Below are 24,318 nucleotides of genomic sequence, written 5' to 3' on the forward strand. Positions count from 1 at the left end.
TGAATGCGACACCCACCGGACACCGCATCCCATCGAACGGAGAACCACTGTGAGCAAATCCGACCTCGTCGAGGCCTGGAACGGCCCCGGCCGCGCGGACGGGTCGTTGACCGACGTGCGCCCCGACCACAACGCACTGCACCCATCGAGCAAGTTCACCGCCTTCGAGCACTGGTACTTCGACGCCGCGCTCGACAACGGATACACGGTGGTCGGCTTTCTCACCAAGCGTCGCCCGGAGGACCTGCCGCGCAGCCGGCCGTGGGTGGAGATCATCCTCTACGGTCCCGACGGCAGCCGTCGGCAGATCGCGCAACGCTACCCGGCGCGGGAATGCAGCTTCTCGGTCGAGAAATGCGACGTCACCGTCGGCGAGAACTTCGCGTACGTGACGTTTCACGACGAGTTACCGACCTACACGGTGCATTTCGCGGAAGAAGACGTGGTGATCGACCTCGAGTTCGCGAACGAGATCGCGCCGTGGATGCCCGGGCAGGGCGAGACCCACTTCGGCAACGGTGAGATCTTCGGGTGGTGCGTCGGCGGACCGCGCGCGAAGGTGACCGGCCGCCTGTCGATCGGCGCGAAGCGCTGGGAGGTCACCGGCACCGGGTACGCCGATCACAACTGGGGCGTCGGCGACATGCGCAAGGTGATCGACCGCTGGCACTGGGGGCGCCTCTACGTGGAGGACTACTCGCTGCTCTACGCCGTGGTGCTCACGCAGGAGGGCTACGGGTCGCACCAGATCGCCCCGGTCATGGTCGCCGACGGCGCCGAGGTGATCCTGAGTACGGGTGAGGCGGTTCTCGAGGAGGGCCCATTGCTCCCCGACGCCGACGCCGGTCGCGACTACCCCTCGTGGATCTCGCTGACCATCCCGGGCCGCCTCGAACTACGACTCGACGTTCGCACCGTCCTGCACGGTCACGATCTGCTCGGCGACATCCCCGTGGTCGGCACCAAGGTGTTGCGGCCGTTGGTGAGCCGACTCGTCGGGCATCCGGGGTACTTCCGGTTCGAGTCCGATTTCCGGTTGTCGGTCACCCGCGACGACGGTCGCGTCGACGTCCGCACGGGGACCACGCTGCACGAGCTGGTCGCCCTGCGCTGAAGCACCTCTCGGCGGGGGTGCGTCAGGACCAGCCGTAGGTGGAGCGCAGGGCAGCGGCGACGCGGTCGAAGCGCTCACGGTCGAGGATCGCACCCTCGCGGCGGATGCCCTGTTCGGGCACGTCGAGGACGCGGTCGAGACGCAGGTAGCTGGTCTTGTGACCCCCGTCCCAACCGCCGGTGCCGATCTCCATCCAGTTCGCGTCGTCTGCGCGGTGGCCCTGACTGGACAGCATCAGTCCCAGCAGGTGTTCGCCGTCGCGGCCGACGACGAGCACCGGTCGGTCCTTGCCCTGTGCGGCGTCCTCCTCGAACGCCACCCACGTCCACACGATCTCGCCCGGGTCGGCGGCACCGTCGAGTGCGGGGGAGTACTCGATGCGGCGCGCGCGGTCGGCGGTGGGTCGGTCGGTGTCGGTGATCGGCCGACCGGCACCGGCGTTCGCGCCGCCGTTGATCCGTGCCGTGATCGCGTCTCTGCCTTTGTCGATCGCGCCCGACTTCTGCAGTTCGCGGTACAGACGCGGGCCGTACTGGCGGGCTAGTCGGAGGGCGGTGGTGGTCCAGGGAGCCATACGACGAATCTAGTCAGGCCCGCCGACCGAGGAGGTGGGCGACCACGGCGTCGGCCGTCACCGCCGCGGTGGGTTTGCGGTCGGGACGCAGGTCGTGACCGGTGCCGGGGATCTCGACCAGGGTGGTGGCACCGGGGATCAGGGCCAGCGCCGCGGTGATCTCGCCGGAGGTGGCGAACGGGTCCGACGGCCCGTGCACGGCCACTGTCGGGCACCGGATCGCCGAGAGGTGTTCGGTACGTGCGCGTTCGGGCTTACCCGGAGGGTGCAGTGGATACGACGTGAGCAGCAACGCCTCGGCAACCGACGGATCCTCGGCGACGACCATCGACGCCTGGCGCCCGCCATAGGAGTGACCACCCACGATGTGCGGTCCGTCGCCGCCGGCCTCTCGGCCCAGCGCACGTACCGCGGCGCAGGCGGTGACGATCCCCGCGCGGTCGGCGGCGGCGCCCGACGGACTCGGCGGACCCTTCGGTCGCTTCTGTCGGTACGGCAGGTCGATGCGGGCGACGAGAAGACCCCTCTCGGCGAGCGTGTCCGCGAGCAGACGGAGCAGCAGCGCGTCGTGGTCGCCGCCGGCGCCGTGGGCCAGCACAGCTGTCGCGATCGGCGCGCCGGTGGGTCGGTGCACGATGCCCGCGAGCCCCTCGCCGCGCAGCGGTTCGAGGTCGGGGGACGACGTATCGCGGCCGGTCACCCGGCCCACGCTAGCTGCGACGCGTGAGCCCACGGCGAAGCGTGCGAAACTTGCAGGTACACGCCATGCGCCCCACGAGGAGTGAGTTCGATTCCCAGCTTCGCCGACACGACCTTCACCGATCCCGCCCGGATCCGGAACTTCTGCATCATCGCCCACATCGACCACGGCAAATCGACGCTGGCCGACCGGATGTTGCAGCTCACCGGTGTGGTCGAGGAGCGGGCCATGCGCGCGCAGTACCTCGACCGGATGGACATCGAGCGTGAACGCGGCATCACCATCAAGGCGCAGAACGTACGGCTGCCCTGGGAGGTCACCGAAGACGGTGTGACCACCGAGTACGTGATGCACCTCATCGACACCCCCGGACACGTCGACTTCACCTACGAGGTGTCGCGCGCCCTGGAGGCGTGTGAGGGTGCGGTGCTGCTCGTCGACGCCGCGCAGGGCATCGAGGCGCAGACGCTCGCGAACCTCTATCTCGCGATGGACAAGGACCTCACGATCATCCCGGTCCTGAACAAGATCGATCTGCCTGCCGCCGACCCCGATCGCTACGCCGCGGAGATCGCCCACATCGTCGGGTGTGATCCCGACAGCATCCTGCGCGTGTCGGGCAAGACCGGCGTGGGTGTCCGGGAACTGCTCGACGAGGTCGTCCGGCTGATCCCGGCCCCGGTCGGTGCCGACGAGGCGCCGGCACGGGCGATGATCTTCGACTCGGTCTACGACACCTATCGCGGCGTGGTGACCTACGTACGCGTGGTCGACGGCCGCCTCGAACCGCGGGTGAAGGTCGAGATGATGTCGACCGGCAGCGTGCACGAATGCCTCGAGGTGGGCATCGTGTCACCGGAGCCGAAACCGACCAAGGGGCTCGGGGTCGGCGAGGTCGGTTATCTCATCACCGGCGTCAAGGATGTGCGCCAGTCGAAGGTCGGCGACACCGTGACGACCGCCCGCAACGGTGCGACCGAGGCGCTGACGGGCTACCGCGAGCCGCGCCCGATGGTCTACTCGGGTCTCTACCCGGTCGACGGGTCGGACTATCCGGACCTGCGCGACGCGCTCGAGAAGCTCCAACTCAACGACGCCGCCCTCACGTGGGAGCCGGAGACCTCGGTGGCGTTGGGTTTCGGGTTCCGCTGCGGGTTCCTCGGACTGCTGCACATGGAGATCACCCGCGAACGGCTCGAACGCGAGTTCAACCTCGATCTGATCTCCACCGCACCCAACGTGATCTACCGACTCGTCGGCGAAGACGGCACCGAGATGGTCGTCACCAACCCGTCGGACTGGCCGGACGGCAAGGCCAAGGCCATCTTCGAGCCGATCGTGAAGACGACGGTGATCGCGCCGAGCGAGTTCGTCGGCACCATCATGGAGCTCTGCCAGTCGCGCCGCGGCGAGCTCGGCGGCATGGACTACCTCTCGGAGACCCGTGTGGAGCTGCGCTACACGATGCCGATGGCCGAGATCATCTTCGACTTCTTCGATGCCCTCAAGTCACGCACCCGCGGCTACGCGAGCCTGGACTACGAGGAGGCGGGCGAGCAGGAATCGGCATTGGTGAAGGTCGACATCCTGCTGCAGGGTGAGGCCGTCGACGCGTTCAGCGCCATCGTGCACAAGGACGGCGCCTTCGCCTACGGCAACAAGATGACCCTCAAACTCAAGGAGCTCATCCCGCGCCAGCAGTTCGAGGTGCCCATCCAGGCTGCCGTGGGCTCGAAGATCATTGCGCGCGAGAACATCCGGGCGATCCGCAAGGACGTTCTCGCGAAGTGCTACGGCGGCGACATCAGTCGTAAGCGCAAACTCCTCGAGAAGCAGAAAGAGGGCAAGAAGCGGATGAAGACCATCGGTCGCGTCGAGGTCCCGCAGGAGGCGTTCGTGGCGGCGCTGTCGTCGGAGGCGGGCGGCGACAAGCCCAAGGGCAAGTAGACACCGGGCGACCAGACGCCGGCCAGGGAAAAACGGGAGGTCGTGTCGGCTCGGTGATCGCTACGATCGGCCCATGGCAACCAACCCGGTCCTCGCGCCCAGTCGACACATCCACGGACTGCCCGATTTCGGATCGATCTCCGATGACGACTTCCTGCCCGCGTTCACCACCGCGATGGCCGAACATCTCGTCGAGATCGAGCAGATCGCGACGAACACCCAGGATCCGACGTTCGCGAACACGATTGAGGCGCTGGAACGTTCGGGTCGGTCGCTGGGGCGCGCGTCGAACATCTTCTTCACCCTCGTGGGGCCGGACACCAATCCGCAACGCAACGCGATCGCCCAGGAACTCGCGCCGTTGCTCACCGACCATCAGAACGCGATCACCCTCGATCCGCGGTTGTTCGCCCGCATCGAGGCGCTGTACTCCCGTCGCGACGAACTCGGCCTCGACGAGCCCTCACTCCGGCTGCTCGAGAGGCGCTATCGCGACGCGATCCGCGGCGGTGCAGGTCTCGATCCGGACGGTCAACAGCAGATGCGCGAGATCTCCTCGCGGCTGTCGGTACTGACCACGACCTTCTCCCAGCACGTGCTCGACGAGAGCAACGATGCCGCCGTCTTCGTCGAGACCGCCGCCGAACTCGACGGGTTGTCGGCGTCGGCGATCGCCGCGGCCGCCGACGCCGCGCGCGACGCCGGTCACGAGCGCGGGCACCTGCTGGCCCTCGAGCTGCCGACCAGTCAGGCGGCGGTCGCCGCGCTCACCGACCCGACGACCCGCGCGAAGGTCTTCGCAGCATCGACGTCACGCGGGACCCGCGGCAATGACTTCGACACCCGCGCGATCATCATCGAGATCGTCACGCTGCGCGCTCGACGCGCGGCGCTCCTCGGCTACCGCGACCACGCCGAGTTCACCATCGCCGAACAGACCGCACCGGATCCCGCGGCCGTGGAATCGATGCTGGGCGAGGTCATCTCGTCGTCCATGCGCGCAGGTGGGCGGGAACTGACCCGGTTGCGCGAGCTCGCCGGTGAACACATCGAACCGTCGGACCTCACCTACTGGCTCGGTGTCGAGCAGCGCAGCGGTAGCGCGGTCTCCCTCGACGACTTCGCCGACTACTGCGATCTCGACCGGGTGCTCACCGACGGCGTCTTCTACGCCGCGCGGTCGCTCTACGGCCTGCAGTTCGTGGAACGCACGGATCTGCCGAGTTATCACCCGGACGTGCGCACCTGGGAGGTGTTCGACGCCGACGGTGCCTCGATCGGGCTGTACCTCGGCGACTATTTCGCGCGCTCCAGCAAGCGCGGCGGTGCCTGGATGAACAACATCGTCGACCAGTCCGGGCTCCTCGCCGAACAGCCCATCGTCATCAACGTCTGCAACTTCACCAAACCCCGACCCGGCGGACGGTGTCTGCTGAGCTTCGACCAACTGACCACCCTGTTCCACGAGTTCGGTCACGCCCTGCACGGCCTGCTGTCGGAGGTCCGGTACCCGTCGCAATCGGGGACCTCGGTGCCGCGGGACTTCGTCGAGTTCCCCTCGCAGGTCAACGAGATGTGGTCACTGCACCCCGAGGTCCTCGCCCACTACGCACGCCACCACGAGACCGGTGAGGCCATCCCGTCCGAACTCGCCGAGGCCGCCCGCGCGGCGACGTCTGTCGAATCGGCCCACAGCACCATCGAATACCTGGCGGCCGCAGCACTCGACCTCGCGTGGCATCGCGTCACCCACGACGAGATCGTCGCCGGCGCACTCGATGTCGGCGTCGAGGCGTTCGAGGCCGACGCCCTCGCCCGCGCCGGTGTGGCGAGCGAACTGATACCGCCGCGCTACCGCAGCGCCTACTTCAACCACATCTTCGGCGGGGGGTACGCGGCCGGGTACTACTCCTACATCTGGTCGGAGGTCCTCGACGCCGAGACCGAACAGTGGTTCCTCGACCACGGTGGTCTCACCCGCGCCAACGGTCGCCGGTTCGCCGAGGCGACGCTGTCGCGCGGTGACAGCGTCGACCCCATCGCCTCCCATCAGGCGTTGCTGGGCCGTCCGGCGCAGATCGACCCGCTGCTCGCGCGCAAAGGACTCGTCAGCGTCTGACACACCGATCGGCCATGCGGTGACGCGCGCGGAGGGGCCCGGGCCCAGAATGATCGGGTGACCACCGAAGCCCGCGCCGACCTGTCGCGTTTCGCCCTGCTGAGCCTCGCGGCGTCGCTCGTCGTCATCACCCTCAAGGTGATCGCGTGGCAGGTGTCGGGTTCGGTGGGTCTGCTCTCCGACGCCGCGGAGTCGCTGGTCAACGTCGTCGCGGCCATCGCGGCGTTCGTCGCTCTGAAGGTCGCCGTGAAGCCCGCCGACGACGACCACAACTTCGGCCACACCAAGGCCGAGTACTTCTCCGCGGTGTTCGAGGGCGTGATGATCGTCGTCGCGGCCGGGATCATCATCGTCGCCGCGGTCGATCGACTCCTGTCGCCGGCCGAACTCGAGTCCGTCGGACTGGGTCTGGTGATCTCGGTGGTGGCGACGGTCATCAACGGTGTGGTGGGTCTCTACCTCATCCGCATCGGACGGAAACACCGGTCGCTGTCGCTGGAGGCCGACGGCAAACACCTGCTCACCGACGTGTGGACGACCGCGGGCGTCGTGATCGGTGTCCTGTTGGTGGCGCTCACGGGGTGGCTGCCGCTCGACCCGCTCATCGCGATCGCGGTCGCGGTGAACATCCTCGTCGTGGGCGGGCGACTGGTCTGGCAGTCCGGCGCCGGACTGATGGACACCGCATTACCCGACGACGAACGCGCGCAGCTCGACGCCGTCCTCGACCGTCACCGCAGCGATGAGATCGACTTCCACGACGTCCGCACCCGCGAGGCCGGCCACGAACGATTCCTGCAGCTGCACATGCTCGTTCCCGGTGAGTGGAGTGTGCAGCGCGGCCACGACCTCGTCGAGGCGGTGGAGAACGACCTCGTCGACGCCCTCGAGCACCTGCACGTCGCGATCCACCTCGAACCGATCGGCGACCCACGCGCCTACGAGCCGTGGCGCCTGGACTGACGGCGACGCGCGGTCGACCGGATGTCAGGAGTTGGCCGGCACGAACGTGCCGTGCGAACCCGCCTCCTCGGCGCGGATGACGTGCATGACCGCGTTGATCAGCGCCAGGTGGGTGAAGGCCTGCGGGAAGTTGCCGAGGTGGCGACCGGTGTTGGAGTCGATCTCCTCTGCGTAGAGCTTCAACGGGCTCGAATAGCTCAACAACCGCTCGCACAGGTGCTTGGCCCGGGTCAGCTCACCGATCTCCACCAGTGCCGACACCAGCCAGAACGAGCAGATGGTGAACGTCCCCTCCTCGCCGGAGAGCCCGTCGTCGGTCTCCTCCACCCGGTAGCGCAGCACCAGGCCGTTCTCGGTGAGCTCGTCGGCGATGGCGAGGACGGTGTTGCGCACCCGCTCGTCGTCGGACGGCATGAACCGCAGCAGCGGCACCAGCAGCAGTGACGCGTCGAGGGCGTCGCTGCCGTAGCGCTGGGTGAACACGCCGCGCTCGTTGACGCCGTGGGCGAGGATGTCCTCTTTGATCTCGTCGGCGATCTGCGCCCACGTCTGCGCGTAGGACTTCTCGCCGTGCATGGTGGCCAACCGCGCCCCGCGATCCAGCGCGATCCAGCACATCACCTTCGAGGAGGTGAAGTGCTGCGGTTCGCCGCGAACCTCCCAGATGCCCCGATCGGGTTTACGCCAGTGCTTCACCGCCTCCTCGACCTGTGCCTTGAGCACCGGCCAGAGGGTCTCCGAGATGGTCTCGTTCGACTTCATGTTGAGGTACACCGAATCGAGCATTGTGCCCCAGATGTCGTGCTGCGACTGGTTGTACGCACCGTTGCCGATGCGGACCGGCCGCGCACCGTCGTATCCCGACAGGTGGTTCAGCTCCTCCTCGTCGAGGGTCCGCTCACCGCCGACGCCGTACATCACCTGAAGGGGGTGGTGTTCGCCGTTGGTCGCTCCGGACACGTCGGCGATGAACGAGAAGAAGTCGTCGGCCTCGCGGTCGAGTCCGAGGGTGTAGAGGCCCCACAGGGCGAAGGTGGAATCGCGCACCCAGGCGTACCGGTAGTCCCAGTTCCGTTCGCCACCCGGCGTTTCCGGCAACGACGTGGTCGCCGCGGCGAGCAGGGCACCGGTCGGGGAGTAGGTGAGCCCCTTCAACGTCAGCGCGCTGCGCTGCAGATGCCCGCGCCACGGGTGATCGGGGAACGAGCCGATGTTGATCCACTGGCGCCACGACTCCGAGGTCGCCCACATCTTCTGCGCCGCCTCCTCCCAGTTCTGCGGCGCGGGCTGCGACGACCAGCTCAGGGCGATGAACCTGTTGTCGCCCTCGGTCAGTCGTGACCGGGCGCGCGCCTCGCGGCCCTCGAGTCCGAGCTTGAAGTTGGTGGTCAGTTTCAGTGTGGGCGAGGGGTGCTTCGTGTCGGTCGCGGTGGCGATCGCCTCGCCGTACGCCGGCCCGGAGTACTCCCACGTGGTGGTCCCGCGGTGGTAGTCGAAGGCCGGTTCACAGCTCAACGCCACCTCGACCGTGCCGCTGACGCATCGCACCGTGCGGAGCAGGATGTGCTCGGCATCCCAGTCGGTCGGCGTGCGGCGGTGTGTACGCGAGCGGGTGTCGTTGTCGTGCCAGGGTCCCATCACCAGCGCGTCGCGCACGATCATCCAGCCGGTGTCGGTCTGCCAGGTGGTCTCGACCATCAGACTGCCGGGCAGGTAACGGCGATCGACCGGCACGTTGACGCCGTAGGGGGCGAGCTTGAAATGTCCGGCGGAGCGGTCGAGGACCGCGCCGAAGATGCTCGGGGAGTCCGGTCTCGGGACGCACATCCACTCGACCGCCCCGTTGCGGGCGATCAGGCAGTTCGTCTCGCAGTCGGAGAGGAACGCGTAGTCGTCGATCGGTGGGAACGCGTTGTGCGTCGCCGTCGCCGGGGTGAAGCCGCTGATGTCGGACGCGTGGGCGAGCCCCGCGGTGCCCGGGACGGGTCGGCCGGTGTCGGTGGCACCGGGGACTGCGGTGGCCGCGCGTTCGTGGGCAGGGGTTGTCATCGCCCCATCATGGTTGAGGGGACACACAGAGCGCCACAGGAGACGTCCGGCCGCGTGGCCTCGCCGTGTGTGCCCGCGGTGCGGGCGTCAGGGCTTTAGGCCCAGGGTGAGTTAAACCATTCGCGCTACGCTGTGGCGGTGAACGGGATCCGGACGTGGTGGGACGGCGTCGAGGCGTGGTTGACCGGTTTGTCGTTTGTCCCGCAGCTGCTGGTCAGTCTCGTGGTGCTCGTCCCGCTGGCCATCGCGGCCGCGATCGTGCTCAACGCACTGGTCAACGGCGTGCTGCATCTCGTCGACCGGTTCGCGCCCGCACGTACCCGCCGCGGAGAGCCCTGACATGCCGCGCTCCCGCGTCACCCTCGCGCTGATCGCGCTCCTCGTGCTGGTGATCGTCGCCTGGCTCGCCACCCGTTAGTCCTGCTCAACAGGCGTTCGTCGCCGGATGCGCGTCGCCGGTCGGTGCCGGGGACTGCTGATAATCTCACCGCTGTGCTCGCACCCTCGCGCTACCGGACACACCTCCGGATGGCCCTCTTCGCAGTGGAATACCGCTGTGTCGCAGACATTCACTGTCGCTGACACCCGTTCCTTCCCGCGCCCGGTGCGCGCCCTGCCCGTCGGCGACGACCGCCACCTCGGCCGTGTCCGCACCGCCGACAACTCGACCCGCCGAAATCCCGTCCCCCTCGTGAAGGTTGTGTCCGTGCCCGACATCCGTCCACCGCGCCGCCGATGGCGCCCCCGCGGCCGTGCCCACGCCGTCTGCCTGCTGGCCATCGCCCTGGTGGCCACGCTCGCCGGTTGCGGGGGTGGTTCGACCGACACCCCCGGCGGCCGCGACATCTCGAGCGGCTCGCATCACGTGAACCTGATCGCCTACGCGACCCCGAAACCCGGTTTCGACAAGATCATCCCGGCGTTCCGCGACACCGACGCCGGCTCCGACATCGGGTTCTCCCAGTCGTACGGCGCCTCGGGTGACCAGTCGCGCAAGGTCGCCCGACGTGTGCCCGCCGACGTCGTCAACTTCTCCGTCGAGCCCGACATCACGCGTCTGGTGAAGGCCGGGGTGGTCGACGAGGACTGGAAGACCCAGCACCCCAACAACAGCACCCCGTTCGGGTCGGTGGTGGCGCTCGTGGTCCGACAGGGCAATCCGAAGAACATCCGTGACTGGGACGACCTGCTCAAGCCCGGCGTCGAGGTGATCACCCCCAACCCGGGCAGCTCCGGTTCGGCCAAGTGGAACCTGTTGGCGCCGTTCGCCGCCAAGAGCAACGGCGGGGTCGACGAGAAGGCCGGCCTGGCCTATGTGAGCGACCTCGTCCGCGATCACATCCGCGTCAACCCGAAGTCGGGTCGTGAGGCCACCACCACGTTCGAGCAGGGTCAGGGTGACGTCCTCATCAGCTACGAGAACGAAGCCATCATGCTGCAGCGCAAGAACGGCACCGCACCGCCATCGCAACGTGTGGACTACGTGATCCCTCCGCAGACGTTCAAGATCGAGAACCCGGTCGCGGTGGTGAACACCAGTGACGACAAGGCGTCGGCCGAGAAGTTCGTCGAGTTCCTCTTCACCGATGAGGGACAACGTATCTGGGCCCAGCAGGGCTTCCGGCCGGTCACGCCGTCGGTGATCGCCGCGACCCGCGCGCTGTTCCCGGGCACCATCGACAAGCTCTGGACGATCTCCGCCCTCGGCAAGGTCCTCGGCGCAGGCACCGCCGCCGAGAACAAGGGCAAGGACCTGACCGGCTGGAAGGCCGTCGACTCCGAGCTGTTCGGCACGAAGGGCGCGATCAGCAAGATCTACGACGCAGGAGGCAAGGCATGACCACGGTGCAGGTCGAACCCCCCGACACGCCACCGGCACCGAAACTCGCCGGGGGGCGCCGCATCACCGGTGCCGGGCCCCTGGGCATCGGCGTCGCCGGACTCTGGCTCACCGTCATCGTGTTGCTGCCGCTCGCGGCGATCACCACGAAGTCGTTCGACGACGGCTGGAGTGGTTTCGTCGACGCCGTCACCGCGGACAACGCCGTCGCCTCGATACGGGTCACCGTGTTGGTGTCGATCGTGGTCGCGCTGATCAACGTCGTGATGGGCACCGTGATCGCCTGGGTGCTCGTCCGCGACGACTTCCCCGGCAAGGGGATCGTGAACGCGCTGATCGATCTCCCGTTCGCCCTGCCCACCATCGTGGCGAGCCTGGTGTTGCTGTCGCTCTACGGGCCCAACAGCCCCATCGACATCCAGCTCAACGCCACCCAACCCGCGCTGGTGATCGCGCTGGCCTTCGTCACCCTGCCGTTCGTGGTGCGGCAGGTGCAGCCGGTCCTCATCGAGGTCGACCGCGAGGTCGAGGAGGCCGCCGCGTCACTGGGCGCCTCCAACTGGACCATCTGGGTGAAGATCGTGGTGCCGTCGCTGGCCCCGGCCATCCTCACCGGTGCGGGTCTCGCCTTCACGCGCGCCATCGGTGAGTTCGGATCGGTCGTGCTCATCGGCGGCAACATCCCCGGTGACACCCAGGTCGCCTCGCAGTACATCCAGCAGCAACTCGAGGTCGACGCCCCGGTCGACGCCTCGGCGGTGTCGGTGGTGCTGCTGGTGATCGCCTTCGCGGTCCTGTTCGTGCTCCGGATCGTCGGCCGTCGTTCGGCCAAGCGTGAAGGAGCCGACCGATGAAACTGTCGCCCACGTCGCGGTACGGCCTGCGGGCCGTCGCACTCATCTACCTGTTCGTGCTGCTGGTGGTGCCGGTCGCGCTGATCTTCTGGCGTTCCTTCGAACACGGCCTCGGTCAGTTCTGGGACTGGATCACCACACCGGCGGCGATCTCGGCACTGCAGCTCAGTGTGCTGATCGTGGTGATCGTGGTGCCGCTCAACGTCGTGTTCGGCATCGCCACCGCCATCGCGTTGGTGCGCGGTCGTTTTCGAGGTCGCGGTGTCGTGCAGGCGATCATCGATCTGCCGTTCGCCGTCTCACCCGTCGTCGTGGGTGTCTCGCTGGTGCTCCTGTGGGGCTACGGCGGTTGGTTCGGCGGTGTCGAGAGTCTCGGTTTCCGCGTGATCTTCGGTCTCCCGGGCATGGTGCTCGCCACCATCTTCGTCACGCTGCCGTTCGTGGTGCGCGAGGTGGAGCCGGTCCTGCGCGAGATCGGGACCGAGCAGGAGGAGGCCGCGGCCACCCTCGGGGCCAACGGTTGGCAGACCTTCCGCCGGATCACCCTGCCCGCCATCCGGTGGGGTCTCACCTACGGGGTCGTCCTCACCGTGGCCCGCAGCCTCGGCGAGTACGGCGCGGTGATCATCGTGTCGTCGGGGTTCCCCGGGATCTCGCAGACGCTGACGCTGCTGGTCTCCTCGCGCTACACCGACGACTACAACGAGTACGGCGCCTACGCCGCGGCGACCCTGCTCATGCTCATCGCACTGCTGGTGCTCGTGGCGATGACCCTCATCGAACGACGCGGACTCGCGGGCCGACTGGCCAAGGGTGCCCGTCGCGGCAGCACCGACGACACCGTTGTACCGACCGACGCCGCCACCGCACCGGTGCCGGACACGACCCCTTCCGACTCGCCCCCTTCCGGCTCGCCCCCTTCCGACAAGGAGTACGCACGATGACGATCTCGGTCTCCCGCGCGAACAAGCGCTACGGCGATTTCGCCGCCCTCGACGACGTGTCGCTGGACATCCCCGCGGGTTCGTTGACCGCCCTCCTCGGACCGTCGGGTTCGGGCAAGTCGACGCTCCTGCGGTCGATCGCCGGCCTGGACTCCCTCGATTCCGGTGTCGTGAGCATCAACGGTGAAGACGTCACCCGTGTGTCGCCGCAGAACCGGGACATCGGCTTCGTGTTCCAGCACTACGCGGCGTTCAAACACATGACGGTTCGCGAGAACGTGGCCTTCGGTCTGAAGATCCGCAAGCGGCCCAAGGCCGAGGTGACCAAGAAGGTCGACGACCTGCTCGAGGTGGTCGGCCTGGCCGGGTTCCAGACCCGCTATCCCGCACAGCTCTCCGGCGGTCAGCGTCAGCGCATGGCGCTCGCACGTGCCCTCGCGGTCGACCCGCAGGTGCTGCTGCTCGACGAGCCGTTCGGTGCCCTCGACGCGAAGGTCCGTGAAGACCTGCGCAAATGGCTGCGACGCCTGCACGACGACGTCCACGTGACGACGGTGCTGGTCACCCACGACCAGCAGGAGGCACTCGACGTGGCCGACCGTATCGCGGTCTTGAACAAGGGTCGGATCGAGCAGGTCGGCAGCCCCGACGACCTCTACGACCGCCCGGCGAACGAGTTCGTGATGGGCTTCCTGGGTTCCACCGCCCGGCTCAACGGGTCGCTGGTGCGACCCCACGACATCCGTGTGGGCCGTACGCCCGACCTCGCCCTGTCGACCGCCGATTCGGAGTCGGCCGCGACCGGGGTCCTCAAGGCGACCGTGCAGCGTGTGGTGCACCTCGGTTTCGAGGTGCGGGTGGAACTCATCAACGCCGCCACCGGTGACGACTTCCACGCTCAGATCACCCGCGGCGACGCCGAGGCGCTGTCGTTGTCGGACGGAGACGAGGTCTACGTCCGCGCGACACGCGTCCCGACGATCGCCGGCTGAACGGGCCCCGAAGCGTCACTGCCCGAACGGATCCAGCCCGTCGAAGGGTGAGCTCTGGTCGGGCGAACCCTGATCGGGTGAGCCCTGCTGCGACGGTGCCGACTGCGTGGACACCGTCGTGGTGGCGTCGTCCTTCGCGCTGCCGAGGGTGACGGTCAGCTTCTCGGACTTCCCGTTCGTGTCGGTGACGGTGATCGGGATCTGTTGGCCGGGCTGATGACGCAGGACCTGTGCCATGAGGTCGGCGTAGTTGCTGATCGGGCTGCCGTCGATGGCGGTGATCACGTCGCCCGAGCGCAGGCCGGCGCGGGCGGCGGCGCCGTCGGCCGAGACCGATCCGACGCGGGCGCCGTTGACGTTCGTCTGCGAGGCGTTGGTGGTCTCCGACAGTGAACCCGAGACGCCCAGAACGGGTTTGGTGGCCGTCCCGTTCTGCATGAGCTGCTCGGCGACGCGCTTGGCGGTGTCGACGGGGATCGAGAACCCCAGCCCGAAGGCCTGTACGCCGCCACTGGCGGCCTGTCCGGTGTCGACGGCGGAGTTCACCCCCACCACCTGACCTTGCAAATTCACCAGTGGCCCACCGGAATTGCCCGGGTTGATCGGCGTGTCGGTCTGCAGGCCGTTGTACACCGCGACCTGTGAACCGGACTCGTCGCCTGCGGTCACGGTGCGGCTCAGCGCGCTGATGATGCCCGAGGTGACGGTGTTCGACAGGTTCTCGGGGCTGCCCACGGCGACGACCTGCTGGCCGACCTGCAGTCCGTTAGACCGTCCGAGGGTGGCCGGGGTGAGGTCGCTGACGCCCGAGACCTTGATGACCGCGAGGTCGTACGACGGCGCGACGCCGGTCACGGTCGCGGAGTGGGTGCTGCCGTCGGGGAGGGTGACCTGGATCCGGCCACCGTCGCCGACACCGGACACCACGTGGTTGTTGGTCAGCGTGTAACCATCTGCGGTGAGGATGATCCCGCTGCCGACGGCGGTGCCCTGCGCGCCGGAGACGGCGATGTCGGCGGTGGACTTCGAGGCGACCTTGGCGGCGTAGGTGACCGATCCTGGAGTGGCGTTCACCGTTCCGGGGGACGAGGGCGCCGAGGTGAGGGCCGCCGGGGCGGAGTCGCGCTGGTCGAGGAGGGCGACGCCGCCGGCGCCGAGGCCGCCGCCGATCAACCCGGCCGCGAGGACGGCGACGAGGACCGGGGTGCCGGCTCGATGCCGGTTTGTCGGTGTACCCGGGCCGGGGGCGGTGGCCGACGGTGTGGTCCCGAAGGGAGCGGTTGCGTCCGGAATATGCTGTGGCGCACCGTATGTCGGGAAACTGCCGTGTGCCGGGGGCGTCGCGTACGCCGGGTTCGATCGATACGGATCATCCGCACCGTGCGCGGGACGGCTGTCCCACCGCTGCGTCGGGTGTTCGGACGCAGCGGACGCTTCCGGCCTGTCGGTCGCGTTCTCGCCGGTCGGGTAACGGTCGGTCGGGTTCTGGTCGTGTGGGTTCTCGTGCATGACACCACCGTCCGCGCCGAACCTGAGTGCAACCCGAGTGTTCCGAGGGGAATCAGCTGAGGCTTTGCCCAGGATTCCCGGCCACCGCGGCGCGGTATCGATCGCCGATGATGTCGATCAACCCCGGGTGTGCGCCGATCGGCTCGGCGATCACGACGTCGACCGACAGTGCGGCCAGGGCTTTCTCGACACGGTCGGTGAGGGTTCCCGCCGACAGGAAGTACGGGCCCACCACGATCCTCCGGGCACCCTTCGTCGTCAGGCGATCGACGGCCTCGCGCAGGTGTCGGGCCTCGGGACCCAGACGCGTGGCGAACAGCGGTTCGACACCCCGGCACGCGACGTACCCGGCGAGATCCGCGGCGACCGTCAGGAACTGCGCGTCGGCCCCGCGATCACGGCTCCCCACGGCGCACAGTATTACGCCGTCGTCGGCGTCGAGACCGGCCGCGAGCAGTCGGTCGGCGAGCGCGGCGAGAAGTCGCGGGTCGGGCCCCAGTGGCGGTGCCTGGGTGAACGACACCCCCGGTCGACGGCCGCGCTCGGCGTCGAGCGCGGTGGGCAGATCGACGCCTGCGTGGAACGCGTTCGAGAACAACAACGGAACGACCACCACGTGCGGACCCGCCACGGCGGCCACCACCTCGGTCACCGTCGGCTCGTCGAGGTCGAGGAAACCCAGGTGCACGTCGATATCGGGCAGCGCGGCGGCGACCGCATCGGTCACCTTCCGCGCGGTCACGGCGAAGCGGGGATCCCGACTGCCGTGTGCGGCGAGGACGAGCGCGTCGGTCACGCCAGGGCGGACAGGTGCAGCGGTGCCAGGGCGTCGCCCACCAGGCCGGCGGCGAGGGTGTTGCCGCCCTGCGGATCGATCAGCAGGAAGCTGCCGGTCTCGCGGTTGACGAGGTAGTCATCGGCCGCGACAGGGGCCGCGGTCTGCACGGTGATGCGCCCGATCTGGTTGAGCTCGAGGCGTTCCGGTCCGTCGTGGACCGACAGGTCCTGCTCGTCGAACAGGGCGTCGAGGGAACCGACGATGGCCGGGGTCGACAGCGTGCCGTGTTTGAGCAGCAGGCGGGCGCCGGGGACGAGCGGCTTGTCGCCGAGCCAGCAGACCGTCGCGGTGAACGACGAGATCGGTTCGGGCGCGTCGCCGACCGCGGCGATGATGTCGCCGCGGGAGATGTCGATGTCGTCGGCGAGGAGCACCGTGACGCTGCGGCCGGTGTGCGCCGAGGTGAGCGATCCGTCGGCGGTGTCGATGCCCGACACCGTCGTCCGGATACCCGACGGCAGCACCACGACCTCGTCGCCGACCCGCACGCGACCGGCGGCGACCTGCCCGGCGTACCCCCGGTAGTCGAGGTACTCCGCGGTCCGGGGACGGATCACGTACTGCACGGGGAACCGGAACCCCACCGGCGCGCGATCGGCCACGTTCGGCACCGACTCGAGGTGCTCGATGAGCGTGGGACCGGTGTAGAAGTCGGTGAGCTCGGACCGGTGGGCGACGTTGTCTCCGCGCAGCGCCGAGACCGGGATGGCCTGCACATCGGCGTCGTCCCAGCCGAGGGTGCCGGTGAGTCGGGCGAAATCGGCGCTGATCTCGGCGAACACCGTGGCCGCATCGTCGACGAGGTCGATCTTGTTGACCGCCAACACCAGTCGCGGGACACCGAGCAGTGCCATGACGGCGGCGTGACGGCGCGTCTGGGCGACGACACCGGTGCGTGCGTCGACGAGCAAGATCACCAGCTGGGCGGTCGAGGCGCCCGAGACCGTGTTGCGGGTGTACTGCACGTGACCGGGGGTGTCGGCGAGCACGAACGACCGCCGCGGCGTGGCGAAGTAGCGGTAGGCCACGTCGATGGTGATGCCCTGCTCGCGTTCGGCCCGCAGGCCGTCGACCAGCAGCGAGAGATCAGGGGTGTCGAGTCCCTTGTCGACCGAAGCGCGCGTGACGGCGTCGATCTGGTCGGCGAGAACGGATTTGGTGTCGAACAACAGGCGGCCGACGAGGGTCGACTTGCCGTCGTCGACGCTGCCCGCGGTCGCGATGCGCAGCAGGTCGGGATTCTCGACGCGCCCGCCGGAGGTGTCGGCGGGGGAGACGGTGGTGGTCATCAGAAGTAGCCCTCACGCTTTCGGTCTTCCATCGCCGCCTCGGAGACGCGATCGTCGCCGCGGGTGGCGCCGCGCTCGGTGAGCCGGGAGGCCGCGACCTCGGCAAGGACGGCGTCGTTGTCGGCGGCATCGGAGAGCACCGCACCGGTCGTGGAGCCGTCGCCGACGGTGCGGTAGCGCACCGAGAGCCGTTGCAGCTCTTCACCGTCGCGGGGTCCGCCCCACGGGCCCGGCGTCATCCACATGCCGTCTCGTTCGAAGACATCACGTTCGTGGGCGTAGTAGATGCCGGGCAGCAGTACCTGCTCGCGGGCGATGTAGCGCCACACGTCGAGCTCGGTCCAGTTCGACAGCGGGAACACCCGGACATGCTCGCCCGCGGCGTGTTTGCCGTTGTAGAGATTCCACAGCTCCGGTCGCTGACGCTTGGGGTCCCACTGCCCGAAGGCGTTGCGCAGCGAGAAGATCCGCTCCTTGGCCCGCGACCGCTCCTCGTCGCGACGCCCACCGCCGAACACCGCGTCGAAGCGGTGATCGTTGATGGCGTCGAGCAGGGGGACGGTCTGCAGAGGGTTGCGGACACCGTCGGGTCGCTCGGTCAGTCGACCGTCGGCGAGGTAGTCCTCGACGCTCGCCACATGCAGGCGCAGATTGTGGCGCGCGACGACCTCGTCGCGGAACGCGAGGACCTCGGGCAGGTTGTGTCCGGTGTCGACGTGCAGGAGCGAGAAGGGGATCGGGGCGGGCCAGAACGCCTTGATCGCCACGTGCAGCAGGACCGTCGAGTCCTTGCCGCCGGAGAACAGGATCACCGGTCGATCGAACTCGCCGGCGACCTCACGGAAGATGTGGATCGCCTCCGACTCGAGTGCGTCGAGGGTGCTGAACTGTTCGTCGTCGCCCAGCGATGGGGTCGTCGGCGTGCTCTGTTCGATGGTCATGAGGCGTGCAACCCACATTCGGTCTTGGAGCGGCCGGCCCAGCGGCCGCTGCGGGGATCGGAACCGGGAGCCGGTTTCGCGGTGCACGGCGCGCACCCGATCGACGGATAGCCCTCGTCGACCAGCGGGTTCACCAGCACACCACGCCGGTCGATGTAGTCCTGCATCTGCTCGTCGGTCCACGCCGCGATCGGGTTGATCTTCACCAGGCCGAATCCCTCGTCGAACGAGATGAGCGGTGCGTTGGCGCGGGTCGGCGACTCGACGCGTCGGATGCCGGTCACCCAGGCGCTGTACTGCGACAGCTGACGCTGCAGCGGCACGACCTTGCGGAGTCGGCAGCACTCACCCGGATCGGAGGCGAACAGGTTGCGGCCCAACAGTTCGTCCTGCTCGGCGACGGTCTGTTCGGGGGTGACGTTGACGATCTCCACGCCGTAGACCTGCTCGACGGCGTCGCGGGTGCCCAGGGTCTCGGCGAAGTGGTAGCCGGTGTCGAGGAACAGCACCTTGAGCTTCTCGTGGTCGAGCGTGGCGGGATCGATCGCGTCGACGGCGAGGTCGACCAGCGCGGCGTCCTGCATGTTCGAGGCGACCACGAAATCGGTCCCGAAGTTCTCGGCGGTCCAGCGCAGCAACTGCTCGGGCGTCGCATCGGGTCCGAGGTCACGGGCGCCGGACTCGGCGAGTTCGCGCAGATGCGCCTCGATGCGTACGGCGGTACTCATCGCAGATCCTCCTCCTGTGCCCGCAGGGTCCACTCCGCGAAGCGTTCCCCCTCCGAGCGGTGTTTGACGAAATTCCGCACGACGCGGTCGACGTAGTCGCCGAGTTCGCCGGTGGGCACCTTGTGCTGACGGACCTTGCGACCGAAACCGGCGTCCTGGCCCAGGCTTCCGCCGAGATGGACCTGAAAACCCTCGACGTGGTCGCCGTTGTCGTCCTCGATCAACATGCCCTTGAAGCCGATGTCGGCGATCTGGGCGCGCGCACACGAGTTTGGGCACCCGTTGATGTTGATGGTGATGGGCACGTCGAGCTGGGCGTCGATGTCGGCGAGGCGATCCTCGAGCTCGGGGACGAGCTTCTGGGACCGCTTGCGGGTCTCGGTGAACGACAGCTTGCAGAACTCGATCCCCGAGCAGGCGATGAGGTTGCGACGCCAGCGCGACGGTCGGCCGTCGAGCCCGTGGGCGGCCAACTCCTCGATGAGCCCGTCGACGTGGTCGTCGGCGACGTCGAGCACGACGAGCTTCTGGTAGGGGGTGAAACGGATACGGTCCGAACCGATCCGGGCCGCGGCGTCGGCGACGGCGGTCAGGGTCGAGCCCGACACCCGCCCGGCGATGGCGGCGAACCCGACGGCGTTGAGCCCGTTCTTGAGTTTCTGCACACCGACGTGGTCGCGCGGGGCGGTCAGCGGCGCCGGTGCGGGGCCGTCGACGAGTTTCCGGCCCAAGTACTCGTCTTCGAGGACCTGGCGGAACTTCTCCATGCCCCAGTCCTTGAGGAGGAACTTCAGCCGCGCCTTGGCGCGCAGGCGCCGGTAGCCGTAGTCCCGGAACAGCGACACCACGCCCTGCCACACGTCGGGCACCTCGTCGAGCGGGATCCAGGCGCCGACCCGTTGGGCCAGCATCGGATTCGTCGACAAGCCGCCACCGACCCAGAGGTCGAGGCCCGGGCCGTGCTCGGGGTGTTCGACGCCGATGAAGGCGATGTCGTTGATCTCGTGGGCCACGTCCTGCAGGCCCGAGATGGCGGTCTTGAACTTGCGCGGCAGGTTCGAGTAGGCGGGGTCGCCGATGTACCGGCGGACGATCTCGTCGATCGCGGGCGTCGGGTCGAGGACCTCGTCGAGTGCCTCACCGGCCAACGGGGAGCCGAGCACGACGCGGGGGCAGTCGCCGCACGCCTCGGTGGTCTGCAGGCCGACGGCCTCGAGACGGTTCCAGATGGTGGGGACGTCCTCGATGCGGATCCAGTGGTACTGGACGTTCTCCCGGTCGGACAGGTCGGCGGTGTCGCGCGCGAACTCGGTGGAGATCTCGCCGATGGTGCGCAACTGCTCGGCGGACAACGCGCCCTTGTCGCAGCGCACCCGCATCATGAAGTGGCTGTCCTCGAGCAGGTCGAGGTTCTCGTCGCCGGTCCAGGTGCCGTCGTAGCCCTGCGCGCGCTGTGTGTACAGGCCCCACCAGCGGAACCGGCCGCGCAAATCGCTCTTGTCGATGGAGTCGAATCCCCGGTGCGCGTAGATGTTCTCGATGCGCGCCCGGACGTTGAGCGGGTTGTCGTCCTTCTTGGACTGCTCGTTGGCGTTCAGCGGTTCGCGGTACCCGAGCTTCCACTGGCCCTCGGCGCGACGCTTGGTGGGTCGGGCGCGCCGCGCGGGCGCGTCGGCTCCGGTGGCGGGGGAGGTCGGGGTCATGAGATGGCTCCTGGAAGTGGTCGCGGCGCTTCGCTCGACATGCGGGCACCCACGGGATGGCGGGTCGCGGCGGACCCATCGACGTGTCGCGTGGCTCGGCGCAGGGGGCGATCGGAGTCGATCGCGGACAGACTGCGGGCGTGACGCGTCAGGGGAGACAGAAAGCGCTGCAGACGCGCTTGAGATCGATGTGGCGCCGTTCGGCCAGCCACACCCCGGGGAAGATCACGGTCGCCATAGTGCCACGGGCCTCCTCACGGCGTCTACTTGGGACTATTTGGATTCACGGTGGGCGCAACCCGAGATGCGCGACCGATCGGCACAGCGTGTCCTCCTGTGCGAACGCCATGCGTGATGCCGGTCATTCCCCGGCGGCGAGGGATGATGGACGACGTGACCGCGTCGACGAGGGATGAAGCAGGGGCGACGGGAGACCAGTTGGTCGTCCCGGCCTGCGACCCGGCGACGCCCCTGGGGCTCTACATCCATGTGCCGTTCTGCGCGACACGCTGCGGATATTGCGATTTCAACACCTACACCGCCGGCGAACTCGGCTCGGACTCCTCGCCGGAACGGTGGCACGCCGCAGTCGCGACCGAACTGGCGCTGGCCGCGGCGACGATGACCCCGGCCCGACCGGTCTCGACGGTGTTCGTCGGCGGCGGGACACCGTCGCTGCTCGGCGCGGCCGGACTGGCCTCGGTGCTCGACGCGGTCGGTGACCACTTCGACCTCGTCCCCGGGGCGGAGGTGACCACCGAGTCGAACCCCGAGTCGACGTCGCCGCGGTTCTTCGACGGGCTGCTCGCCGCCGGGTTCACGCGGGTGTCGCTCGGGATGCAGTCCGCGGCACCACATGTGCTGGCCACCCTCGATCGTGTGCACACCCCGGGTCGGGCGGTCGACGCCGCGCGCGAGGCGACTGCGGCCGGCTTCGCCCACGTCAACCTCGACGTGATCTACGGCACACCGGGGGAGACCGACGCCGACCTCGACGCGACCCTCGACGCGGTGCTCGCCGCCGGCGTCGACCACGTCTCGGCGTACGCGCTGATCGTCGAGGACGGCACGGCGATGGCCCGACGAGTGCGACGCGGTGAGCTCCCCGCACCCGACGACGACGTCCTCGCCGACCGGTACGAGGCCATCGACGCGCGTCTGCACGCCGCCGGCCTCCAGTGGTACGAGGTGTCGAACTGGGCGCGGCGTGGCGATCCGCAGGCGCGGTGCCGCCACAACATCGGCTACTGGGACAGCGCCGACTGGTGGGGCATCGGACCCGGTGCGCACTCCCACGTCCGGGGGGTGCGGTGGTCGACGACGAAACACCCGGGACGCCACGCCGCGGCCCTGGCGGCCGGTCGACTTCCCGTCGCGTCGGTCGAGGTGCTCGACGAGACCGAGAAGCACACCGAGCGCGTGATGCTCGCGATCCGGCGCGACTCCGGACTACCGCTCGCCGAACTCGACGTCGCCGAGCGCGAACGGGCACTCGCAACCGTCGAGGCGGGACTCACCGCGCTTGATCGCGATCGGGTGGTGCTGTCCAACCGTGGGCGTCTGCTCGCCGACGGGGTGGTGCGTCAGGTGTTGGCGGACTGAGAACCGGGTCGGTGGGGATGGGTGCCGTCGTCGCGGCGGCGTCGACGACCTCGCCCCGCGGAGCACGGCCGACCGGTGCGGTCTCGGAGACGGCGTCGATGTGCAGGGCGTCGAGATCGAGCAGCCGGGCGTGGATGACGTGGCGGTTGCGCAGGGCCGACCGCACCGCGCGGTGCAGTCCGTCCTCGAGGTACATCTCGCCGTGCCATCGCACCGCGTGGGCGAACAGGTCGCCGTAGAAGGTGCTGTCCTCCGACAACAACTTGTCGAGCGCGAGTGCGGTGGTGACCGTGGTCAGCTGGTCGAGACGGAACTGTCGGGGCGGGATCTGCGCCCAGTCGCGCATCGACAACCCGTGGTCGGGATACGGCTTTCCGTTGCGTACGCCCTTGAAGATCACGCCACCACCGTAGGCGTCCCGGCGGCCGTTCGGGCGGGTCGGTCACCGCGAGCGGTTTCCTCCGTAAACTGGACTCCCCGGCCACCGTCTGGTCGGTGGACACGCGCCCGCACGACACCGCAGACCACGGGTCTGCACCACCCACGGAGGTGATCCCCCTGTCCAGTACCGACGAACGCCGTTTCGAGGTCCTGCGCGCGATCGTCACCGACTACGTGGCGACCCAGGAACCGATCGGCTCGAAGGCACTCGTGGAACGACACCACCTCGGGGTGTCGAGCGCGACGATCCGCAACGACATGGCCGTGCTGGAGGCCGAGGGCTACATCGCCCAGCCGCACACCAGCTCCGGTCGGGTACCGACCGACAAGGGGTACCGCCTCTTCGTCGACCGGATCTCCGAGGTCAAACCGCTCTCCAGCGTGGAGCGGCGCGCCATCCTCAGCTTCCTCGACACCGGCGTCGATCTCGACGACGTGCTGCGGCGATCGGTGCGACTGCTGGCCCAGCTGACGCGCCAGGTCGCGGTGATCCAGTACCCGGTGCTGTCCACGGCCACCGTCCGTCACCTCGAGGTGGTGCCGTTGACCCCGTCGCGGTTGCTGCTGGTGGTGATCACCGACACCGGTCGAGTCGAGCAGCGGATGGTCGACGTCCCCGAGGACCTCGGCGACGACGAGATCGTGCGCCTGCGCGACATGTTCTCCGCCGCGCTGCACGGACAGCGACTCGAGGTCGCCTCGCACGCGGTCGCCGAACTCGCGAACTCCGCGCCCGACGACCTGCGGCAGGCGGTGATCCGCATGGCCTCGGTGCTCGTGGAGACCCTCGTCGAACGCTCCGACGACCGCCTCGTGCTCGGGGGGACGTCGAACCTCGCCCGCTCGGCGGCCGACTTCACCCCGGTCCAGGGGTCGATGGACTCGGTCCTCGAAGCGCTCGAGGAGCAGGTCGTGGTCCTCAAACTGCTCGCCGCGACACAGCTGCCCGGCACCGTCACCGTGCAGATCGGTGAGGAGACGAACACCGCCAACCTGCGTGGCGCGGCCGTCGTGTCCACGGGGTACGGTGCCTCGGGCACTGTTTTCGGTGGTCTGGGGGTTCTGGGCCCCACACGCATGGACTATCCGGGAACCATTGCGTCGGTCGCCGCCGTTGCCAGATATGTCGGTGAGGTCCTCGCCGAGCGCTGACCCCCTCGGCCGCGGGACC

At 68.5% G+C, this 24,318-nt stretch carries 21 protein-coding genes; 11 read left to right on the plus strand and 10 right to left on the minus strand.

The features are described from left to right. Window positions 1-49 precede the first annotated feature (49 nt). Window positions 50-1,114 carry a lipocalin-like domain-containing protein gene (locus ACLBW1_RS15850; protein ID WP_447812753.1) on the plus strand — a complete coding sequence of 355 codons (1,065 nt, stop codon included), beginning with the start codon at window positions 50-52 and terminating at the stop codon, window positions 1,112-1,114. A gap of 22 nt (window positions 1,115-1,136) precedes the next feature. Here ACLBW1_RS15850 and ACLBW1_RS15855 read toward each other — a convergent pair whose 3' ends face one another. Continuing rightward, entirely contained in the window at window positions 1,137-1,688 is a 552-nt protein-coding gene (locus ACLBW1_RS15855; protein WP_447812754.1) for a type II toxin-antitoxin system PemK/MazF family toxin, read from the minus strand. Between the two features lie 13 nt (window positions 1,689-1,701). Beyond that, window positions 1,702-2,388, minus strand: a complete 687-nt coding sequence (locus ACLBW1_RS15860) for an alpha/beta hydrolase family protein (protein WP_447812755.1) — start codon at window positions 2,386-2,388, stop codon at window positions 1,702-1,704. A gap of 81 nt (window positions 2,389-2,469) precedes the next feature. Here ACLBW1_RS15860 and lepA point away from each other — a divergent pair, with 81 nt between their 5' ends. The 3 genes from lepA to ACLBW1_RS15875 all read left to right on the plus strand — a co-directional run bounded on the left by lepA (window position 2,470) and on the right by ACLBW1_RS15875 (window position 7,417). Beyond that, window positions 2,470-4,335 carry a translation elongation factor 4 gene (gene lepA, locus ACLBW1_RS15865; RefSeq protein ID WP_447812756.1) on the plus strand — a complete coding sequence of 622 codons (1,866 nt, stop codon included), beginning with the start codon at window positions 2,470-2,472 and terminating at the stop codon, window positions 4,333-4,335. 73 nt (window positions 4,336-4,408) lie between these two features. Further along, entirely contained in the window at window positions 4,409-6,454 is a 2,046-nt protein-coding gene (locus ACLBW1_RS15870; protein WP_447812757.1) for a M3 family metallopeptidase, read from the plus strand. A 57-nt stretch (window positions 6,455-6,511) separates the two neighbouring features. Further along, the gene (locus tag ACLBW1_RS15875; RefSeq protein WP_447812758.1) at window positions 6,512-7,417 is read left to right on the plus strand and encodes a cation diffusion facilitator family transporter; all 906 of its coding nucleotides are present in this window, start codon (window positions 6,512-6,514) and stop codon (window positions 7,415-7,417) included. A 24-nt stretch (window positions 7,418-7,441) separates the two neighbouring features. Here the strand turns inward: ACLBW1_RS15875 and ACLBW1_RS15880 are convergent, their stop codons facing one another. Beyond that, window positions 7,442-9,466, minus strand: coding sequence for a glycoside hydrolase family 15 protein (locus ACLBW1_RS15880; RefSeq protein ID WP_447812759.1), 2,025 nt, complete (start codon window positions 9,464-9,466; stop codon window positions 7,442-7,444). A 138-nt stretch (window positions 9,467-9,604) separates the two neighbouring features. Here ACLBW1_RS15880 and ACLBW1_RS15885 point away from each other — a divergent pair, with 138 nt between their 5' ends. The 5 genes from ACLBW1_RS15885 (at window position 9,605) to ACLBW1_RS15905 (ending at window position 14,096) form a co-directional block, all read left to right on the plus strand. Continuing rightward, window positions 9,605-9,805: a hypothetical protein gene (locus ACLBW1_RS15885; protein WP_447812760.1), complete on the plus strand. Its 201-nt coding sequence runs from the start codon at window positions 9,605-9,607 to the stop codon at window positions 9,803-9,805. A gap of 367 nt (window positions 9,806-10,172) precedes the next feature. Next, on the plus strand, window positions 10,173-11,306 hold the full coding sequence (locus ACLBW1_RS15890) for a sulfate ABC transporter substrate-binding protein (protein WP_447812995.1): 1,134 nt from the start codon (window positions 10,173-10,175) through the stop codon (window positions 11,304-11,306). After that, window positions 11,303-12,160 (plus strand): sulfate ABC transporter permease subunit CysT, encoded by an 858-nt coding sequence (cysT, locus tag ACLBW1_RS15895; protein WP_447812761.1) that lies wholly within the window; start codon window positions 11,303-11,305, stop codon window positions 12,158-12,160. Before ACLBW1_RS15890 ends, cysT begins: the two co-directional genes overlap by 4 nt. Next, window positions 12,157-13,104: a sulfate ABC transporter permease subunit CysW gene (gene cysW, locus ACLBW1_RS15900; protein WP_447812762.1), complete on the plus strand. Its 948-nt coding sequence runs from the start codon at window positions 12,157-12,159 to the stop codon at window positions 13,102-13,104. The genes cysT and cysW overlap by 4 nt, the downstream gene beginning before the upstream one ends. Continuing rightward, window positions 13,101-14,096, plus strand: a complete 996-nt coding sequence (locus ACLBW1_RS15905) for a sulfate/molybdate ABC transporter ATP-binding protein (protein ID WP_447812763.1) — start codon at window positions 13,101-13,103, stop codon at window positions 14,094-14,096. The genes cysW and ACLBW1_RS15905 overlap by 4 nt, the downstream gene beginning before the upstream one ends. A 15-nt stretch (window positions 14,097-14,111) precedes the next feature. Here the strand turns inward: ACLBW1_RS15905 and ACLBW1_RS15910 are convergent, their stop codons facing one another. From ACLBW1_RS15910 to ACLBW1_RS15935, 6 genes are read right to left on the minus strand one after another with little or no spacing between them, the layout of a single operon-like run. Further along, window positions 14,112-15,605 carry a trypsin-like peptidase domain-containing protein gene (locus ACLBW1_RS15910; protein WP_447812764.1) on the minus strand — a complete coding sequence of 498 codons (1,494 nt, stop codon included), beginning with the start codon at window positions 15,603-15,605 and terminating at the stop codon, window positions 14,112-14,114. Window positions 15,606-15,657: 52 nt separating this feature from the next. Continuing rightward, entirely contained in the window at window positions 15,658-16,401 is a 744-nt protein-coding gene (locus ACLBW1_RS15915; RefSeq protein WP_447812765.1) for a sirohydrochlorin chelatase, read from the minus strand. Beyond that, the gene (locus ACLBW1_RS15920) at window positions 16,398-17,732 is read right to left on the minus strand and encodes a sulfate adenylyltransferase subunit 1 (RefSeq protein WP_447812766.1); all 1,335 of its coding nucleotides are present in this window, start codon (window positions 17,730-17,732) and stop codon (window positions 16,398-16,400) included. Before ACLBW1_RS15920 ends, ACLBW1_RS15915 begins: the two co-directional genes overlap by 4 nt. Then, the gene (gene cysD / locus ACLBW1_RS15925) at window positions 17,732-18,673 is read right to left on the minus strand and encodes a sulfate adenylyltransferase subunit CysD (protein ID WP_447812767.1); all 942 of its coding nucleotides are present in this window, start codon (window positions 18,671-18,673) and stop codon (window positions 17,732-17,734) included. The genes ACLBW1_RS15920 and cysD overlap by 1 nt, the downstream gene beginning before the upstream one ends. After that, the gene (locus ACLBW1_RS15930) at window positions 18,670-19,401 is read right to left on the minus strand and encodes a phosphoadenylyl-sulfate reductase (RefSeq protein ID WP_447812768.1); all 732 of its coding nucleotides are present in this window, start codon (window positions 19,399-19,401) and stop codon (window positions 18,670-18,672) included. The genes cysD and ACLBW1_RS15930 overlap by 4 nt, the downstream gene beginning before the upstream one ends. Then, window positions 19,398-21,104, minus strand: coding sequence for a nitrite/sulfite reductase (locus ACLBW1_RS15935; RefSeq protein WP_447812769.1), 1,707 nt, complete (start codon window positions 21,102-21,104; stop codon window positions 19,398-19,400). Before ACLBW1_RS15935 ends, ACLBW1_RS15930 begins: the two co-directional genes overlap by 4 nt. Window positions 21,105-21,488: 384 nt before the next feature. Here ACLBW1_RS15935 and hemW point away from each other — a divergent pair, with 384 nt between their 5' ends. After that, the gene (gene hemW, locus ACLBW1_RS15940) at window positions 21,489-22,706 is read left to right on the plus strand and encodes a radical SAM family heme chaperone HemW (protein ID WP_447812770.1); all 1,218 of its coding nucleotides are present in this window, start codon (window positions 21,489-21,491) and stop codon (window positions 22,704-22,706) included. On the opposite strand, the gene ACLBW1_RS15945 is transcribed toward hemW, so the two are convergent. Continuing rightward, window positions 22,618-23,106 (minus strand): type II toxin-antitoxin system VapB family antitoxin, encoded by a 489-nt coding sequence (locus ACLBW1_RS15945; RefSeq protein WP_447812771.1) that lies wholly within the window; start codon window positions 23,104-23,106, stop codon window positions 22,618-22,620. The two genes, hemW and ACLBW1_RS15945, sit on opposite strands and share 89 nt — an antisense overlap. 158 nt (window positions 23,107-23,264) lie before the next feature. On the opposite strand from ACLBW1_RS15945, the gene hrcA reads away from it, so the two are divergent. Further along, window positions 23,265-24,299 (plus strand): heat-inducible transcriptional repressor HrcA, encoded by a 1,035-nt coding sequence (gene hrcA / locus ACLBW1_RS15950; protein WP_447812996.1) that lies wholly within the window; start codon window positions 23,265-23,267, stop codon window positions 24,297-24,299. The last annotated feature ends 19 nt before the right edge of the window (window positions 24,300-24,318 follow it).

This window comes from Williamsia sp. M5A3_1d, assembly GCF_053345315.1.